General features: G+C 71.4%; 14 protein-coding genes. 9 read left to right on the plus strand and 5 right to left on the minus strand.

Annotated features, from left to right (window positions below; all coding sequences use genetic code 11):
* Positions 1 to 71: 71 nt before the first annotated feature.
* Positions 72 to 2,987, minus strand: a complete 2,916-nt coding sequence (locus Q5425_RS22500) for a BTAD domain-containing putative transcriptional regulator (protein WP_308674247.1) — start codon at positions 2,985 to 2,987, stop codon at positions 72 to 74.
* Between the two features lie 191 nt (positions 2,988 to 3,178).
* Here Q5425_RS22500 and Q5425_RS22505 point away from each other — a divergent pair, with 191 nt between their 5' ends.
* Positions 3,179 to 3,424: a hypothetical protein gene (locus tag Q5425_RS22505; protein WP_308674248.1), complete on the plus strand. Its 246-nt coding sequence runs from the start codon at positions 3,179 to 3,181 to the stop codon at positions 3,422 to 3,424.
* A 41-nt stretch (positions 3,425 to 3,465) separates the two neighbouring features.
* On the plus strand, positions 3,466 to 4,374 hold the full coding sequence (locus tag Q5425_RS22510) for a TIGR03564 family F420-dependent LLM class oxidoreductase (RefSeq protein WP_308674249.1): 909 nt from the start codon (positions 3,466 to 3,468) through the stop codon (positions 4,372 to 4,374).
* Here Q5425_RS22510 and Q5425_RS22515 read toward each other — a convergent pair.
* Positions 4,355 to 5,989 carry a Na+/H+ antiporter gene (locus Q5425_RS22515; RefSeq protein WP_308674250.1) on the minus strand — a complete coding sequence of 545 codons (1,635 nt, stop codon included), beginning with the start codon at positions 5,987 to 5,989 and terminating at the stop codon, positions 4,355 to 4,357. The genes Q5425_RS22510 and Q5425_RS22515 overlap by 20 nt on opposite strands.
* Before the next feature lie 149 nt (positions 5,990 to 6,138).
* Between Q5425_RS22515 and Q5425_RS22520 the strand changes: the two genes are divergently transcribed.
* Positions 6,139 to 7,374 carry an aromatic acid/H+ symport family MFS transporter gene (locus Q5425_RS22520; protein ID WP_308674251.1) on the plus strand — a complete coding sequence of 412 codons (1,236 nt, stop codon included), beginning with the start codon at positions 6,139 to 6,141 and terminating at the stop codon, positions 7,372 to 7,374.
* A gap of 76 nt (positions 7,375 to 7,450) precedes the next feature.
* Here Q5425_RS22520 and Q5425_RS22525 read toward each other — a convergent pair whose 3' ends face one another.
* From Q5425_RS22525 to Q5425_RS22535, 3 genes are all read right to left on the minus strand, one after another.
* Positions 7,451 to 8,986, minus strand: a complete 1,536-nt coding sequence (locus Q5425_RS22525) for an amino acid permease (RefSeq protein WP_308674252.1) — start codon at positions 8,984 to 8,986, stop codon at positions 7,451 to 7,453.
* Positions 8,987 to 9,056: 70 nt separating this feature from the next.
* Positions 9,057 to 10,004 carry a serine hydrolase domain-containing protein gene (locus Q5425_RS22530; RefSeq protein WP_308674253.1) on the minus strand — a complete coding sequence of 316 codons (948 nt, stop codon included), beginning with the start codon at positions 10,002 to 10,004 and terminating at the stop codon, positions 9,057 to 9,059.
* Positions 10,005 to 10,044: 40 nt separating this feature from the next.
* Positions 10,045 to 11,196: a glycerophosphodiester phosphodiesterase gene (locus Q5425_RS22535; RefSeq protein ID WP_308674254.1), complete on the minus strand. Its 1,152-nt coding sequence runs from the start codon at positions 11,194 to 11,196 to the stop codon at positions 10,045 to 10,047.
* A 180-nt stretch (positions 11,197 to 11,376) separates the two neighbouring features.
* Between Q5425_RS22535 and purD the strand changes: the two genes are divergently transcribed.
* The 6 genes from purD (at position 11,377) to Q5425_RS22565 (ending at position 16,555) form a co-directional block, all read left to right on the plus strand.
* Positions 11,377 to 12,651 (plus strand): phosphoribosylamine--glycine ligase, encoded by a 1,275-nt coding sequence (gene purD, locus Q5425_RS22540; protein WP_308674255.1) that lies wholly within the window; start codon positions 11,377 to 11,379, stop codon positions 12,649 to 12,651.
* Between the two features lie 124 nt (positions 12,652 to 12,775).
* Complete coding sequence (locus Q5425_RS22545) at positions 12,776 to 13,156, plus strand: hypothetical protein (protein WP_308674256.1); 381 nt, start codon at positions 12,776 to 12,778, stop codon at positions 13,154 to 13,156.
* Between the two features lie 25 nt (positions 13,157 to 13,181).
* Complete coding sequence (locus tag Q5425_RS22550) at positions 13,182 to 13,748, plus strand: DUF3558 domain-containing protein (protein ID WP_308674409.1); 567 nt, start codon at positions 13,182 to 13,184, stop codon at positions 13,746 to 13,748.
* A 9-nt stretch (positions 13,749 to 13,757) separates the two neighbouring features.
* Positions 13,758 to 15,347, plus strand: coding sequence for a hypothetical protein (locus Q5425_RS22555; protein WP_308674257.1), 1,590 nt, complete (start codon positions 13,758 to 13,760; stop codon positions 15,345 to 15,347).
* 2 nt (positions 15,348 to 15,349) lie between these two features.
* Positions 15,350 to 16,108 (plus strand): ESX secretion-associated protein EspG, encoded by a 759-nt coding sequence (locus Q5425_RS22560; RefSeq protein ID WP_308674258.1) that lies wholly within the window; start codon positions 15,350 to 15,352, stop codon positions 16,106 to 16,108.
* A 135-nt stretch (positions 16,109 to 16,243) separates the two neighbouring features.
* Complete coding sequence (locus Q5425_RS22565) at positions 16,244 to 16,555, plus strand: hypothetical protein (RefSeq protein WP_308674259.1); 312 nt, start codon at positions 16,244 to 16,246, stop codon at positions 16,553 to 16,555.
* The last annotated feature ends 3 nt before the right edge of the window (positions 16,556 to 16,558 follow it).

The raw sequence follows: 16,558 nt of genomic DNA on the forward strand, positions 1-16,558 counted from the left end.
CTGGGAGAAGGGGCGTCCGGCATACGGAAGCGCTTGCCCGCTTGCGTGAAAGGCGATATTCGCCAAGTGGCTCAGGTCTCACCAGCGACGGCAGCAAGCCCGTGGTAGCCATGAGTTTTCGCCAGCTGCACGGCGGCACCGAGGTAGTGATCGGCCTGTTCCGGTGAACCGGCAGCCCGGTGGACCTGCCCGATGGTGATGAGCGCTTCACATTCGTCGAACCGCATGCCGGTCCGACGGGCGAGGCGAAGTGCGTGGTGGCCGCTGAGCAGGGCACGGGCGTGGAGACCCCCGGCGAGCCTGCTCACCGCGAGTGCGGCGTGCCCGGCGATCTCGGCGCCGGTGTCGTCGATGCCGCACCCGGTCTCGAGTGCTTCCTCCGCGAGGTGGATGGCTCGCGTGGTGTCGCCGGTGCCGGCGTGGACTCGGCTGAGCACCGCGACCGCATGGGCCTCGGTGCACCGATCGTTGGAGCTCCGCGCGAGCTCCGCGGCTTCTTCGGCAACGCAAAGGGCCGTCTGGTAGTCGGCGGCGCGGGCACGCACGCGCGCGAGCAGGACCAGGTCGTCCGGACAACGCGTGTCGGCGGTGTGCGAGGCGTGGATCCTGGTCGCCTCGGCCAGCCGGCCGCGGTGTTCGTGGAGAACCCCGAGATTGCGGCGGCAAATCGGGTTCTGCGCCGGATCGAGGGCGCCTGCCTCGGCGAAGAGCGCGCCTGCCCGGTCGAGATCACCGGTGACGAGGTGGAGGGTGGCCAGATTTCCCAGCACGCTGACCACGCCGCGCTGGAACCGGAGCGCACGGTAGAGCCGGAGAGCGGCTTGGAAGTGGGTGGTGGCGGGCTCGAAGTCGTAGCGGTGTGCGCAAGCGGCGGCGAGGTTGTTGTGCGCGGCCGCTCGCAGGTCTGTTTCGTCGGTGGCTTCCGCGGCGGCGAGGCCGATCCGGGCCAGTTCCGGTCCTTCCGCGAGCCAGGCTGTCCTGCAGTGGCCGCGGAGAGCGTCGACGAGCTCCCAGGCCCGCCGGTGGTGCCGGTGGGCGTGGGCGTGGCGGATCGCCGCGACGAGGTTGGGGACTTCGTCGTCGAGCCACGTCTGTGCGGCTTCCTCGCTGTCGAACCCGCACTGCTGGTGCGGTGAAGACTGGCGCAAGACGAACGGGTACAGCAGGTCGGCGGCCGCGGCGGTGCGGGCGAGGTAGTAGTCGAGCAGGGCGCGCGTCGCCGTGTCGCGTTCTTCCCCAGCGCACTCGAGGTCCGCGCGTTCGGCGGCGTATCGGCGAAGGAGTTCGTGCAGGCGGTAGCGCCCTGGCACGTGCTCCTGGACGAGGTGGGCCAGGGCCAGTCGTTCGAGGTGGCGGGCCGTCGTCGAGGCCGGGGCACCGGTCAGGGCGGTGGCCGCGGCCGGGGTCGTGTCCGGGCCGGGGACCAGGCCGAGCAGCCGAAACGTACGGCGGGTCGCGGTGTCGAGCGCGGCGTAGGACAGGTCGTAGGCGCCCCGGACCGCGCTGGTTCCGCCGTCGGTCGTCAAGCTGTCCAACACACCGTGGGCACGCAGGTCGGCGAGGTGGTCGGAGATCCGGCGGCCGGCCCGGTACCGGAGCTGGGCACCGGTGATGCGCAGGGCGATGGGCAGTCGCGCACACGTCTCGGCCAGTTCGGCGGTGGCCGCCGGTTCGCGGGCCGCGCGTTCGGGACCGATCGCGGCCGCGAGTACAGCGACCGCGTCAGCCGCATCGAGGACGTCCAGCGTGACGTGCTGGGCGCCGTCGAGAGCAACCAGGCCGTCGAGCCGGTTGCGGCTGGTCACCAGAACCACGCAATTCGGTGCCGCGGGCAGCAACGGCCGGATCTGGCCGGGATCGAACACGTCGTCGAGCACGCAGAGGACGGATTTGGCCGCCAGCACGGATCGGTACAACGCCACTGCTTCATCGATGTCCTCGGGGATTTGCCGCGCCGGAGTTCCCAACGCACGCAGGAACCGCACGAGAACGGGGCCCGGCCGGGCCGAACGGCGGAGGTCGGCGTACAGCTGCCCGTCGGGAAAGTGGTCTCGGACCCGGTGCGCCCACTGCGTCACGAGGTCCGATTTGCCGACCCCGGCGGTTCCGACGACGACGCCGAGGCGCGGGCCGTCACCTCCGGGCAGCAGCCGGTCGAGCGTCTGCAGTTCGGTGCGGCGTCCACGAAATCCCACTGCAGCACGGGGAAGCTGCGCGGGACGCGGCGGGCAAGACGCGGGGATGGCCTGGTGCCGCAGCACGGACAAATGTGCTTCACGCAGGTCGGAGCCCGGTTCGGCGCCCAGGTCGCCGGCCAGCCTGCTGCTGATCGTGTCGTAGGCGTCGAGCGCCGCTGCCTGTCGCCCGGCGGCGGCCAGCGCGAGCATCAGCAGCGCCCAGAGTCGTTCGTGCAGCGGGTGGTCGGCCACCAGCCGGTAGAGCTCGGCGGCCACGTCCGCACAGGCACCGAGGTTGAGCTGCGCGCGGCAGTGGTGCTCGACGGCGGCGAGCCGCATCTCGACCAGCCGGTGCGCCTCACCCTCGACCGCCGCGGTAACGGCAAGGTTGTCCAACGGTCGTCCTCGCCACAGCGCCAAGGCCCGCCCGAGCGTCTCCGCGGCGCACTCGTCATCGCCGGCGAGCAGCGCCCGGTGCCCCGCCGCGGCGAGGCGCTCGAACCGCTCGGCATCGAGCTCGTCCGGCTGGACTTCGATGAGATAGCCACCGGCCCGGGCGTGGATGCGGCGGGCACCGCCTTGCAGTGTGGCGAGCTGCCTGCGCAATTGGCCGACGTGGGTGCGCAGGTTCGCCATCGCCGACGGTGGAGCCGTCTCACCCCAGATCACCTCGATCAGCCGATGCGGCGGAACCACCACGCGGGGCGCCAGCAGGAGGGCGGCGAGCAGCGCGCGTTGCCGCTGCGAGGCCAGCTGCAGGTGCACGGTTCCCGACCGGACCTCGACCGGGCCGAGAAGCAGGAACTCCACGGCATCCCTCCCCCGGTGAACGTGGCTTGACCAGTCGATGTTCGCCGGATGTGCCGGTCCTGTACAGCCGAACTGACACCTTCGGCATCGCCGGGTGCGGTGCCGGCGGCGCGCACGGAGGGGCGAGGGGGCTCGCCGTGCCTGCCGCCGGCACGGAAGGGGCGGTGGCGGGCGAAAGGACCGGGACATCGGTGAACGGGACGGTTTCGATCAAACTGGCGGCCATGGCCGCCGCGGTGGCCATGGCGCCGGTCGCGCCCGCGGAGGCCACCCGGGCATGTGCGGAGCCGTCCTGCTCGACTCTCCTGGCTCAGGCGCGTGTTCCGGCATCGATCAAGGTTCTCGGTGTCGTCGCCGGCAAGACGAAAACGCACACGGTCTTCGTCATCACCGCCACGACGAGATCCTTCGAGGCTTGCCAGGTTCCCGCTCCCTGAGAACCGAGGAACCCGCTGGCACCCGTCGCTAGCTTGGGAGCATGACCATCGGAGTCGCGCTGCCGGCCGGGGACACGGACCCGGCGCCGAACCTCGTCGACGAGCTCATCGACCAGACCCGGCAAGCCGCCGAGGCCGGGATGACGTCCGTCTGGTTCTCGCAGCTGCCGCTCGGCCAGGACGCCATCACCGTCGCCGCGCTCGCCGGGCGGGAGGTGCCCGGGATCGAAGTCGGCACCTCCGTGGTGCCCACCTACCCGCGCCACCCGCTGCTGGTCGCGAGCGCAGCGCAGACCGCCCAGGCCGCTACCGGTGGCCGGTTCACGCTCGGGATCGGGCTCGGGTCGCAGGGCTTCCTGGGGCCCGTCTACGGCGTGGAGTACCCGCCGCCGATCCGGCACCTGCGCGAGTACCTGACCGTCCTGCGGCAGGTCTTCGCCGGGGAAGCCGCCGACTTCGACGGCGAGACCGTCCGGGCCCACGCTCCGGGACCGTCCACTGTGTCCGGTGGGCTCGACGTGCCGGTCATCGTCGCGGCCATGGGTCCGCAGGCCCTCGCCGTCACCGGGGAACTCGCCGACGGCACCCTCCCGTACCTCGCCGGGCCGCGGGCGCTTTCCGAGCGGATCGTTCCGGCTCTTCCCAGCGGGAAGCGGATCATCGCCGCCGTGCCCGCGGTCGTCACGGACGAACCCGACGCCGTCCGCGCGCTCGCCGTCGAACAGATGGCCTTCTACGGGCAGATCCCGTCGTACCGCCGGATCCTCGACGCGGAAGGCGTGGACCACCCCGCGGAGCTGGCCCTGATCGGTGACGAAAATACCGTCGCGCGGGGGATCCAGCGCTACTACGACGCCGGCGCCACCGACGTCGTCCTGACCCAGACCGGGATCCGCTCCGCCGAGGAGCGCCTGCGGACCTGGGCGGCGCTCAGCCCACCCGGTTCGTGAGGGTCGCCGACACCGACAGTTCCTCCAGATCCAGTTCCCGCAGCACCTTCCGCAGGACCTCGTCGTCGAGGCGGCCCGCGCGGTTCTCCTCGATCATCGCCTTGCGCTGGGTGATCAGCAGTTCCCGGCGGGCCTTCGCGAACTGTGCCTGGGGGCTGCCGGAGTGTTCCTCGCCGGACAGGGTGATCGCCGCCTTGGCGAACCGGTAGCGCATGTCGATCAGCCGTTCCAGCCGCTCCTTCAGCCGGGTGACGCGCTCCGGGGGCAGGTCCAGTGACGCCAGCCGCTCGCGGCTGATCTCGCGCAGCCGCTCGTGTGCGGCCTTCTTCGCGACTTCGCGGGCAGCCAGCTCTTCGGCCTCGTCGCGGGTGGCCTCGTCCGGGTCCTCGACTTTCAGCACCCGGATCAGCGGTGGCAGCGTCAGACCCTGGATCAGGACCGTGCCGATGGCCACCGCGAACGCGAACAGCTGGATCTCCGCGCGGCCCGGGGTGTCCGCCGGGATGCCGGCCGCCGCGGCCAGGGTGACGACTCCGCGCATGCCCGTCCACGAGACCACGGCGAGCGTCCGCCACGACGGCGCCGAGCGGTCGCGGCCGAAGAGCCGGACCGTCTGCGGCAGGTACGCGGAGACGAACACCGCCGGGATCCGCACCAGCATCGTCGCCGCCAGCACGGCCGCGGCGACCAGCGCGAGCGTGCTGTTGTCGCGGGCCGCGTGCTGGGCGCCCTCGAGCACGAACGGCAGCTGCAGCCCCATGAGCGCGAACACCAGCGCTTCCAGCAGGACGTCGATCGACGCCCACACGGATCTGTCCTGCATGCGCGTCGCGGGGGACGCGTACAGCGTGCGGTGGCCGAGCAGCAGGCCCGCCGCGACGACGGCGAGCACGCCGGAGCCGCTGAAGTCGTCGCTGAAGGGGTGCAGGTGCTCGGCCGTGACGTACGCGGCGAACGGCACGATGATCCCGAACGCCGACTCCACCAGCGGGTCGTCGAGCTGCCGCCGGATCAGCACGACGAGCGCGCCGATGGCCAGGCCGACCCCGATGCCGAGCACGGTCGCGACGCCGAACACCGCGAACCCGTGCCCGGCCGAGCCCGCGGTGCCCGCGACCGCGGCGAGCGCGACCTTGTACAGGGTCAGCGCGGCGGCGTCGTTCACCAGGCTTTCCCCGGTCAGCACGGTCATCACCCGCCGGGGCAGGCCGAGCTTGCGGCCGATCGCCACCGCCGTCACCGCGTCCGGCGGCGCCACGACCGCCCCGAGGACCAGCGCGGAGGTGAACGGCACGTCCGGCAGCAGCAGGTGCACAACGACGGCGACGACCACCGCCGTCACGGCGACCAGCACCACGCCGAGCGCCACGATCGGCCGCAGGGCCCGCTTGAAGTGCGTCAGCGAGCTCTCGAGCGACGTCGAGTAGAGCAGCGGCGGCAGCACGACGGTGAGCACCAGTTCGGGCTCCAGCTCGAACCGCGGCACGCCGGGGATCAGCGCGACGCCGAGCGCGACGACCACCACCAGCAACGGCGCGGACAGGTTCCAGCGCCGGGCGACGGCGGTCAGCGCCAGTGAACCCGCGAGCACGCCCATCAGCGTCAGGATTTCCACAAAGGCGATCTTTCCGCAGGTCGCGGGCCCTCGCTGAGCTTCCGGCGAGTGGAAGAGTGATGGATTCTGCCGGAGGTGGTGGGCATACTCGTGCGCAATACGCACACCTGTGCGGAAGACGTGCACCGACGCACATCCGGAGGTTCCCGATGTCCCCTGGCACCCGCTCCTGGGTCGTGCCCTTGGCCTGGACCGCCGTTCTGCTCGACGGGTTCGACCTGGTCGTGCTCGGCACCGTGCTGCCCGTGCTGCTGCGCGGTCACGTCTGGGGCCTGACGCCCGGCACGGCGTCGGTCGTGTCGACCGTGGGGCTCGCCGGGATGATGCTGGGCGGGCTGGCGATCGGCACGGTCACCGACGTCATCGGCCGCCGGAAGTCGCTGATCATCTCCGTGACGCTGTTTTCGCTGTGCACGCTGCTGTGCGCCTTCGCGCCGTCGACGTTCGTCTTCGGGCTGCTGCGGTTCGTCGCCGGGCTCGGCCTCGGCGGCTGCCTGCCGACGGCCATCACGCTCGTCACGGAGTACGCGCGCCACGGCAAGGCCGGCAGCGCGACGACCACGGTGATGACCGGCTACCACGTCGGTGCGGTGCTGACCGCGCTGCTGGGCATCGTGCTGATCTCGCCGCTCGGCTGGCGCGCGATGTTCGTCGCCGGCGCGCTGCCCGCGGTCGTCCTGGTCCCGCTGATGCTGAAGTTCCTGCCGGAGTCCGAGACGTTCGAGCGGGTCCGCGAAACCGAGCGGTCGGCCGGGCACGCCGTCGCCGGGCTGTTCCGCGGCGGCCTGCTGCGCGCGACGATCGCGTTCTGGGTCACCTCGTTCATGGGCCTGCTGCTGGTCTACGGGCTCAACACCTGGCTGCCGGAGATCATGCGCCAGGCCGGGTACCCGCTGGGCGCCGCGCTGAGCCTGCTGCTGACGCTGAACGTCGGGGGCATCGCGGGCCTGCTCGTCGCGGGCCGGGTCGCCGACCGCGTCGGCATCCGCCCGTCGGCCATCGTCTGGTTCTGCGCGGGGGCGGTGTTCCTCGCGCTGCTGAGCGTGAAGCTGCCCGCCGTCGGGCTGTACGCGGCGGTGTTCCTGACCGGTTGTTTTGTGTTCAGCGCCCAGGTGCTGGTGTACGCCTACGTCGGCCGGATCTACCCGGACGCGATCCGCGCGACCGGTCTGGGCTGGGCCGCCGGCATCGGCCGGCTCGGCGCGATCTCGGGCCCGATCCTCGGCGGCGCGCTGCTGACGGCGGGCATCGCCTACCCCTGGGGCTTCTACGCGTTCGCGGGCGTCGGCGCGCTGGGCGCGGCGGCCGTGACGGTGGTCCGTCCCGGCCGCCGCAGCCCGGCGCCGGAGAGCGCGCCGGCAACGGAAAGGCACGCGACTTCCTGAGTCTGCCGCAGCGGTCGTGAGTGGTAAGGCGGGTTAGAACCCGCCTTACCACTCACGACGAGCCGCGGCAGACCGCCTAACCGAGCTCCTTCAGTTCCCGTTCCACCGCGGCCAGTTCCGCCTCGGAACCCTGGACCTTCGGCCCGGTGAACCACTTCCGGGCCGAAACCGCCCACCAGATACCCGCGCCGCCGAGCACCACCAGGAACGCGACGGGTGTGTAGTTGAAGGAATCGACCGTCACCGGCGACACCTGCGGGAGCATGAACAGGAAGAAGATCAGGACGACCCAGATCGTCGCGACGATCCCGATCGGCCGGCCCCAGCGGCCGAGCGTCCACGGGCCCGGCTCGAACGAGTCGCCGCGGCGGACGCGCAGGAACACCGGGATCACGTACGCCACGTACAGCCCGACCACGGCGATCGACGTCACCGCCGCGTAAGCGGTTGCGCTCCACAGGTACGGCAGGGCCAGCACCAGCGCGCCGCCCGCGGCGAGCCACACGGCGTTGGTCGGCGTCTGCGTGCGCTTGTTGATCCGGTGCCAGAAGCCGGATCCGGGGATCGCGCCGTCCCGGGCGAACGCGTAGATCATCCGCGAGTTCGCCGTCACCGACGCCATGCCGCAGAACAGCTGGGCGCCGATGCAGATCAGCAGCAGGAACTTGCCGGTGACCGCGCCGGTGGCGTCGATGAAGATCTGCGCGGGCGGCACGCCGGTGGCCGAGCCGACCGCGCCGTCGTAGTCCTGGATCGCGAACGTCAGGCCGATCAGCAGGATCCAGCCGGCGACGAGGGAGACGACGATCGACATGACGATGCCGCGCGGCCCGGCCGTCGCCGCGCTCTTCGTCTCCTCGGTCATGTGCGCCGAAGCGTCGTAGCCGGTCAGCGTGTACTGCGCGACCAGCAATCCGAGCGCGAAGACGTAGAACGCCGAGCCCCAGCCCGTCTGGTTCACGAAGCTGCCGAAGACGAACGACGCGTCCTGGTGCTTGGCCGGCACGAAGATCAGCACGCCGACGATCACCAGCACGCCGATGAGGTGCCACCACACGCTGACGTTGTTGAGGATCGCGACGATCCGGACGCCGAAGGTGTTCAGCAGGCCGTGCACCACGAGGATGATCGCGAGCAGCAGGATCGTGTGCCCCGGCGTCGCTTCGAAGCCGAATTGCAGGTCGAGGAACGCGTTGAGGAACAACGCCGCACCGAAGTCGATGCCCGCGGTGACCGCGATCTGGCCGATGAGGTTGAACCAGCCGGTGAACCACGACCACACGGGTCCCGACTTGTTCGGCGCCAGTTTCGCCGCCCAGTAGTAGAGCCCGCCCGCGGTCGGGTAGCTCGAGCAGACCTCGGCCATGCCGAGGCCGACCAGGATCACGAACAGCCCGACCAGTGGCCAGCCCCAGATCATCGCGGCCGGGCCGCCGGTCTTCATGCCGAAGCCGTAGAGCGTGAGGCAGCCGGAGAGGATCGAAATGATCGTGAAGGAGACGGCGAAGTTGGAGAACGCCGACATCGTCCGTTTGAGCTCTTGGGCGTATCCCAGCTGGTGCAGCCGGGCGGCGTCGTCGTCGGGGGTGGTCTGCTGGTCGGAAACATCCATCGGGCACCTCTTGAAAGGTATGCGGCCAGACCATTGAATTCGCCGAAGGTAGCCTTGGTCCCGGAGGGTGTCAAGCCTCCGTGAAGAACTCGTCCAGCCACCGCAGCAGGGGCCCGCCACCTCGGTGGTTGTTCGAGATCAGGGTCGCGGTGAGCCCGGACGACGGCTCGTGCGTGCTCCAGAACGTGACGCCGTGGTCGCCGCCGTTCAGGTGCACCACACCCGGCCGCGGCAGCCAGAAGCCGAGCCCGTAGCCGTCCGCGTGCGGGCGGAGCATCCGGCCGGCCCACTCGCGCGGCAGGAGCCGGCCGTCGAGCAGCGCGGGCCAGAACTTCCGGAAGTCCGGCGCGGAGCTGTAGATCCCGCCGTCGGCGAAACCCACGACCGGGAGGCTGAACACGTTGGTGCGGCCGTCTTCGAGGTAGCCGGTGGCCGTCCGGGCGGGCAGCGCGTCCGAGCGGAGGAACGCCGTAGCGGTCAGGCCGGCCGGCTCGGTCACCCGGGTCCGGACGAGGTCGGCGAACGGGACACCCGCGATGCGTTCGGCGATCAGGCCGAGGACCGCGAACGCGCCGTTGTGGTAGCGGAACTCCGTACCGGGCGCGGAAACCTGCGGGTACCCGTCGAGAGCGGCGAGGTAGTCGGCCGACGTGGCGAGCAGCGGGGCCGGCGGCGGGTCCGCTTCCTCGTCGCAGTAGTCGCCGATGCCGGACGTGTGCGTCAGCAGGTGTTCGACGGTCACGCGGTCGTCGATCAGCGGCAGGTCGTCGCCGAGGACCTCGCGCGCGGTGGTCTCGAGTGTCAGCCGTCCTTCGGCGACGAGACCGACAACGACGAGCGCGGTGAACCCCTTGACCCCGCTGGCGATCGCGAACCGCGTGTCGACGGTGTTTTCGACGCCGTAACCGATGTGCGCGTACCCGAACGCCCGCTCGACGAGCGTCTCCTCGCCGCGGGTCACCAGCACGACGCCCGAGAAGCCGTGTTCTTCCGCCAACGCCGTGAGGGGCACCTTCATGGGCTCAGCGTCCCGGAAGGTGCCCCTCGCGGCAAAGCGATTACCGGCCCAGGAACGCGTGCAGCGACTCCAGCGCGGTGTCCGGCTGGTCGGCGAAGAAGCCGTCGACACCGGCCTTGAAGAACGCCGCCTCCTCGGTGAAGACGTCACCGTAGGCGTCCGGCTCGGCCGACGAACGCAGGTTCGCCGGCAGGAACGGGTTTTCGTTCCGGAACGTGTACGGCTGCACCTTCAGGCCCGCCTTGTGCGCGTCCGCGACGAGCGCGGTCGGCTGGGTCAGGTTGCCGGCCGCGTCCAGCGGGATGATCTGCCCCTTCTCCGGACCGAGGTACTTCGCGTACTTCGCGATGTCACGCAGGCCCTGCGGCGTCACGAGGTCCTTGTACGTCCGCTTGTCGCCGTTCGCGACGAAGTCCGCCGGGGCGCCCGTGGCCGACGTCAGCTGCAGCAGCGGCGTCCGGACCTGCTTGTGCAGCGCGATCAGGTTCGACACCTCGAACGACTGGATGATCGCCGGCGCGTCCGGCCGGTCGAGGCCGTTGCGCTTGAGGATCGCCACCAGCTTCGGCTCGGTCGGGTTGCCGATGGACTGGAAGAACGTCGAGTGCTTGACCTCGGGGTAGGTGCCCAGCGTCCGGTGCAGCTCCCGGCCGAGCCGCTTGGTCAGGTCGAGGACCTCCTGGTAGGAAGCGATCTGGTAGCGGCCGTTGTACAGCGTGTTGTGCGGCCGGTTCTGCGGGATCCGCTCGACCGCGCGCAGCGTCTTCAGCTCCGCCAGCGTGAAGTCCTGGGTGAACCAGCCGGTGGTGCTGACCCCGTCGAGCACGACGGTCTTCTTCCGGTTCGCGAACTCGGGGTGCTTCGCGACGTCGGTGGTCCCGCCGATCTCGGGTTCGTGCCGGGCGACGAGCTGGCCGTCCTTGGTGGGCACGAGGTCGACGTCGACCCAGTCGACGCCCATCCGGTAGGCGAGTTCGTAAGAGGCGAGGGTGTGCTCCGGCCGGTACCCGGGCGCGCCGCGGTGTCCGATGATCACGGGGTCATGGTGGCCCCGCCCGTGCGCGGCCGCATCGGCGGACCCGCTGCTCTTTTCGGATGCTGCGGCGGCGGTCGCCGACCCGGCCGCGACGCCGGTGACGCTCAGCAACGCCAGCCCGGCCAGTGCGAGTAAACCGACACGTTTGCGCTTCATCTGGTGACCTCTTTTCACACAGGGTGTGCCCTGACTACTCGCGCCACCCTCGATGCCGCAAGCGTCCGAAGTACGTACCTGGGCGGTCGACGCGGTAAACGGCGCGTGGACTCCTGTTCGCCCGGGGGCCGGAGGACGGTGCGATGTCCCCCGGGAACCCGGCCGGATACGCTGTGCGGCGTGCGCGTACTGGTAATCGGCTCCGGCGCCCGTGAGCATGCACTCGTCCTCGCGGCGTCCGGCGACCCCACCGTCACGGCCCTGGCCTGTGCGCCCGGCAACGCCGGGACCGCCGCGGTGGCCGAACAGCTCGGCGTCGAAGCCGCCGACCCCGAAGCGGTCGCCGGGCTCGCGAAGAGCTGGCAGGCCGATCTGGTCGTGGTCGGGCCGGAGGTGCCGCTCGTCGCCGGCGTCGCCGACGCCGTCCGCAAGGCGGGCATCGCCTGCTTCGGCCCGTCGGCCGCGGCGGCCCGCATCGAAGGTTCGAAGGCGTTCGCGAAGGACGTCATGGCGGCGGCGAACGTGCCGACCGCGCGCTGCGAGGTCGTCGACAACCCGGCCCGCCTCGACGCCGCGCTCGCCCGCTTCGGGCCGACCTGGGTGGTCAAGGACGACGGGCTGGCCGCGGGCAAGGGCGTCGTCGTCACGCCGGACATCGACGTCGCGCGCAAGCACGCGATCATGCTCCTCGACGGCGGCCACCCGGTCCTCCTGGAGTCCTATTTGGACGGCCCGGAAGCCTCGCTGTTCTGCTTCGTCGACGGCAACACCGTCGTCCCGCTGCTGCCCGCGCAGGACTTCAAGCGCGTCGGCGACGACGACGCGGGCCCGAACACCGGCGGCATGGGTGCCTACGCGCCGCTGCCGTGGGCGCCCGAGAACCTGGTCGACGAGCTGGTCGAGAAGGTCGTCCAGCCGGTCGCGGACGAGCTGGTGAACCGCGGAGCGCCGTTCTCCGGCCTGCTCTACGCCGGCCTCGCGCTGACGTCGGAAGGCCCGCAGGTCATCGAGTTCAACTGCCGCTTCGGCGACCCGGAGACGCAGGTGGTGCTGGCGCTGCTGCGCACCCCGATCGCCGGCCTCATGCACGCCACCGCCACCGGCAAGCTCGCCGAGCACCCGCCGCTGGAGTGGGCGGGCGGCGCCGCGGTGACCGTCGTCGTCGCCGCCGACGGCTACCCGGGCAAGCCGCGCACCGGCGACGTCATCACCGGGGCCGAGCTGGAAGGCGTCCTGCACGCCGGCACCCGCCGCCGTGACGACGGTGCCGTCGTCTCCGCCGGCGGCCGCGTGCTGTCGGTGGTCGGCACCGGCAAGACGCTCAAGTCGGCGCGCAAGCACGCGTACGAGGTCGTCGAGAAGGTCCACCTCGCGGGCTCGCACCACCGCACGGACATCGCGCTGAAGGCGGCGAACGGCGAGGTCGGCGCGCCGGTGGCGAAACAACGCGCCTGATTCCACGGATCGGGGGAACCGGCCGGGCCCGCTCTTCGTCCAAACTCAGGCTCACCGGCTCACCCGCGTTGGTAGCCTCGACGGGAGCCGGCCGGTCACTGTCCGTATGACGTCAGGGGAGAGCATGTCAGGACCCTCGTACGACCTCAGCTCGGCGGTCCCGGTGGCGCCGGCCGCCGCGGACGTCCTGGTCCACCCGGACAAGCTCCTCGACGTCGCCCGGATCGTCGAGGAGCAGGCCAACGCGCTCGAAGACCAGCTGCTGACCAAGCTCGGCCAGCTGCGGATCGACGCGCCGTCCGCCGACGTGATCAGCACCCAGTCGATCCAGGCCTGGAACACCCTGATCGCCGACGGCGACCGCTCCTACGCGGGCCAGGTCCGCGAGTACGTCGCCGGCCTCAAACGCCTGGTCTCGCAGCTGCGCGAAGCCGCGAAGGACTACAAGATCAGCGAAGAGGAGAAGGCGGCGGTGTTCGGTGACCGCGGCAAGCACGGTGCGTAACCGCAAGGTGCGGATCACCGGAGGCGTGCTCGCGACCGTCGCGCTCGCCGGCTGCTCGGCGGGCACCGACGGCACCCCGTACCCGGTCGAGACAGCCGCCACGGCCGCGTCCCAGAGCGCCAAGGCGGCCCAGCTGCCGCAGCGGCCGGCCGATCTGTCACTGCGGGGTGTCGACCTGTGCGCGGTGTTCCCCCAGGTGCAGCTCGACGCGCTGAAGATCACCAGCCTGCCGCGGGCGGCCCCGGAGGGCGCCGACCCGACGTGCGTGTTCGACGCCGACGGCGCCGAGCCCGTGCACTCCTACCACGTGCGGGCGGTGCCGTCGGACCTCGACCAGTGGATCACCGGCGCCCGCAAGAAGAACAGCATGACCACCGAGCCCAAGAGCATCGGTGGTTATCCGGCGCTGACGAACTACCGCGCGGCCGGCGACCCGGCCGACTGCGAGACGCTCGTCGGCGTCGCGAAGGGCCAGACGCTCGCCGTCCAGACCTTCGCCATCACCCGCGGCAAGCTCACGCAGCCGCAGCTGTGCGACATGTCGGCGCACGCCGCCGACCTGGCGCTGCAGTCCCTGAAAGCAAGCAACTAGGGAGGGCGCGTGGAATTCTCCGAGCTCGCGGCCGGGATCCAGAACCACCGGTTCGACGGCTGGACCAACACCGCGATCGCCGACCAGATCACGCGGATGATCAACGGCGACGGCACCGGCAGCATCGGCACCGCCGTCGACGCGCTGAAGGCCGTCGCGACCGCGCTCGCCCACACCGACCAGACGCTGCGCGCGCAGCTGCTCGAGCTCGGTGTCGAGTGGCAGAGCCAGGCCGGCGGCGCGGCCAGCCAGGTGCTCACCGAGCAGGCCGGCTTCTCCCAGGACGCCACGACGAAGGTCGCGCACGCCGCGGAAATGGTGTTCGAGCAGGGCGAGGCGTTCAACCGGACCAAGTACAAGCTGCCGGACGCCGAGACGGTCCGGAAGGGCGCCGGCGGTTTCACCCTCGCCGACGGCCTGCTGCTGAGCCTCATCGGCTTCGAGACCGACCACGCCCGCCAGGTCGAGGCCGCGAACGACGCCAAGGCCCAGGCGCAGCAGGCGCTGAACGAGTACGCGCAGCAGAGCGGCACCAACCTGCTTTCCACCCAGGCGCTGTCCGACCCCGAGTCGCTGAAGCTGGCCGCCCCCGGTGTCACGCCGGGGGTGCTGGACGTCGCCGGCGCCGCGGTCGCGGTGACGCCGGACGGCGGCGTGAAGCCGGCTTCGGACAAGGTCCGGTCCGTGCACGTCGACCCGCCGGTGGTGCAACCGGTGTCCCACACCGTCCACGCCGATCCGCCGACCCCGGTCTACGGCGTCGCGGCGCAGCAGCAGCAGCCGTCGTCCCGGCCCGCCCAGCAGCCGCGGCAGACCGGGTCGGTGAGCGCCCCGGCCGCCCAGCACACGACGCCGAGCTCGTCGACGACGCCGTCGGGGGCGAAGCCGCCGGCGGCCTCGCCCGGGCCCGGCTGGGTCCACCCCCCGGGCCGCGGCACGTCCGGTGATCCGTCCGGCCGCTTCACCCCCGGCCCGGCAGGCGGCGGCCACGGCGACCCGTTCGTCCCGCCGGGTGCGCCCGGCGCGCTGCCGCCCGGCGCGGCGCCGCCGACGGCGCCGATCAAGTCCTTCAGCGGCAGCGGTGGTGGCACGCCCGGTGGTGGCGGTGCGACCGGCATCGACAGTTCGGCGGGCCGCGGCCCGGACGGGCTGCTGGCCAAGGGCCGCACGGTCGGCGCGATGCCGCAGGCCCCGCTCGCGCCCGGCCAGTACACGGCCGAACGCGGCTTCGCGGTGAAGCCCGGCGCGACCCCCGGCGAGATCGGCGCGGGCGCGGCGGCGATCGGCGCGGGCGCGGCCGGCGGCGCGTTGAGCGGCGACAAGGAGCGTCAGCGGCGGGAAAAGGGCCAGCCGAAGGGCCCGGTGCGGCCGTTGCCGGTCGGCGAGCTGCCCGAGGAGGAAGCCGTCGCGCTGCGGAAGTCGGAGCAGATCAGCCCGAAGCAGAAGCCCGGCGAGACGAAGTTCCTGTCCGAGGCGGCCCCGCAGGAGGAGGACGCCGAGCACGTCCGCCGCTACGGCGTCGACGACCAAGACCTGTTCGCCGACCAGCGGATGGTTTCCCCCGACGTGCTCGGCGACCACAGCGGGGACGGGCGCTGACCGTGTCGCTCGTGCTCTCGGCCCTCGAGTTCGACGTGCTCTGGGAGTCCTTCGAACTGCCCCGGCGGCACGTCGCGCTGGACGTGCCGAGCGGAGGAACCACCCGCACCGAGCGGCTCGAGCTGGTGGAGTCGGCGTGGGCGTCGCTGAGCGAGCGGCGCCTGGCCCGCAACCGGCGCGCGTCCGGCGAGCTGGCCGACCTGCTGCACCTGCTGGCGCGGCCCCAGTTCGGGATCGACGTGTGGGTGTGGGCGGAACGCGAGATCCGCGGCCGCGCGGTCAGCGTGCGCAGCCAGGCGGTGCTGGCGGTGGTCGACCAAGGCGAGGTCTGGCTGATCCCGGCCACCGAGGACGGCTTGGCGGAGGCGGCGGTCTCGGTGGCGGGCGATCTGGCCCCGGGCGTCGGCCAGACGGTCAGCCTGCCCCACGACGTCGTGAAATCCGCCGACGCGGCCGCGAAGGGTGACGCAAAGGCGCTGGTCACGGCGCTGGAAGACCGCGGAATACCGCTGTTCCAGGCCCAGGAGCTGTCGGGCATGCTGCTGGGCCAGGAGGCCCGCGGCCAGTTCGGCGCGGAACGCACCTCACGCGACGGAGTGGTCCACCGGGCGGACCGGGTGGTGGCGTTCTTCGACACGGACGCGGGCCGCTACCTGTTCCAGGTCGCCCCCGACCGCGACGGCCGCGAGTGGGCCACGGTGACCCCGGCGGACAACGCCCTGCTCACCACGAGGATCCGCGAACTGATGGCGGAGGCCTGAACCCCGCTGGGGTGGAAGTTGGCGGAGAGCCGTACCCGCGCACCGGGCGAAGTCATAAAGTAAGCGCGGGAACCGTCCTGGTCATGACGACGTCTGAACGGGCGGAGACAAGTTTGGCGAAGGGGATGACGAACCGTGCCTGTCTACGACCCGGACTCGATGGCCATCGCGGCCGGCCAGGTGGAGAAGCTGAAGGACGAGTTCGACAAGTCCAAGCAGAAGGTCACCGGCCTGGACCACGAGAAGGAAAGCCCCTTCGGCGGGATGGACGAAACCGGCGACGCGCACGGCGCGGTCGGCAAGTTCAAGGACGGTGTGCACAACCAGTTCGACGCGGCGGGCAAGCACATGGAGGCGCTGGGGTTCGCCATGCGCAAGGCCGCGGGGTTGATCGCCGAGACCGACCAGGTCGGGGCGAGCGATCTGAAACTGCACGTCGACAAGTAAGCG

Source organism: Amycolatopsis sp. A133 (assembly GCF_031082405.1).
GTDB lineage: Bacteria > Actinomycetota > Actinomycetes > Mycobacteriales > Pseudonocardiaceae > Amycolatopsis.

What these genes read in the sequence shown, in the direction of transcription:
- Q5425_RS22535 (WP_308674254.1), bottom strand. Translation starts at nt 11,196, where the DNA reads ATGAAGCGCAAACGTGTCGGTTTACTCGCACTGGCCGGGCTGGCGTTG.
- Q5425_RS22545 (WP_308674256.1), top strand. Translation starts at nt 12,776, where the DNA reads ATGTCAGGACCCTCGTACGACCTCAGCTCGGCGGTCCCGGTGGCGCCG.
- Q5425_RS22520 (WP_308674251.1), top strand. Translation starts at nt 6,139, where the DNA reads ATGTCCCCTGGCACCCGCTCCTGGGTCGTGCCCTTGGCCTGGACCGCC.
- Q5425_RS22525 (WP_308674252.1), bottom strand. Translation starts at nt 8,986, where the DNA reads ATGGATGTTTCCGACCAGCAGACCACCCCCGACGACGACGCCGCCCGG.
- Q5425_RS22510 (WP_308674249.1), top strand. Translation starts at nt 3,466, where the DNA reads ATGACCATCGGAGTCGCGCTGCCGGCCGGGGACACGGACCCGGCGCCG.
- Q5425_RS22530 (WP_308674253.1), bottom strand. Translation starts at nt 10,004, where the DNA reads ATGAAGGTGCCCCTCACGGCGTTGGCGGAAGAACACGGCTTCTCGGGC.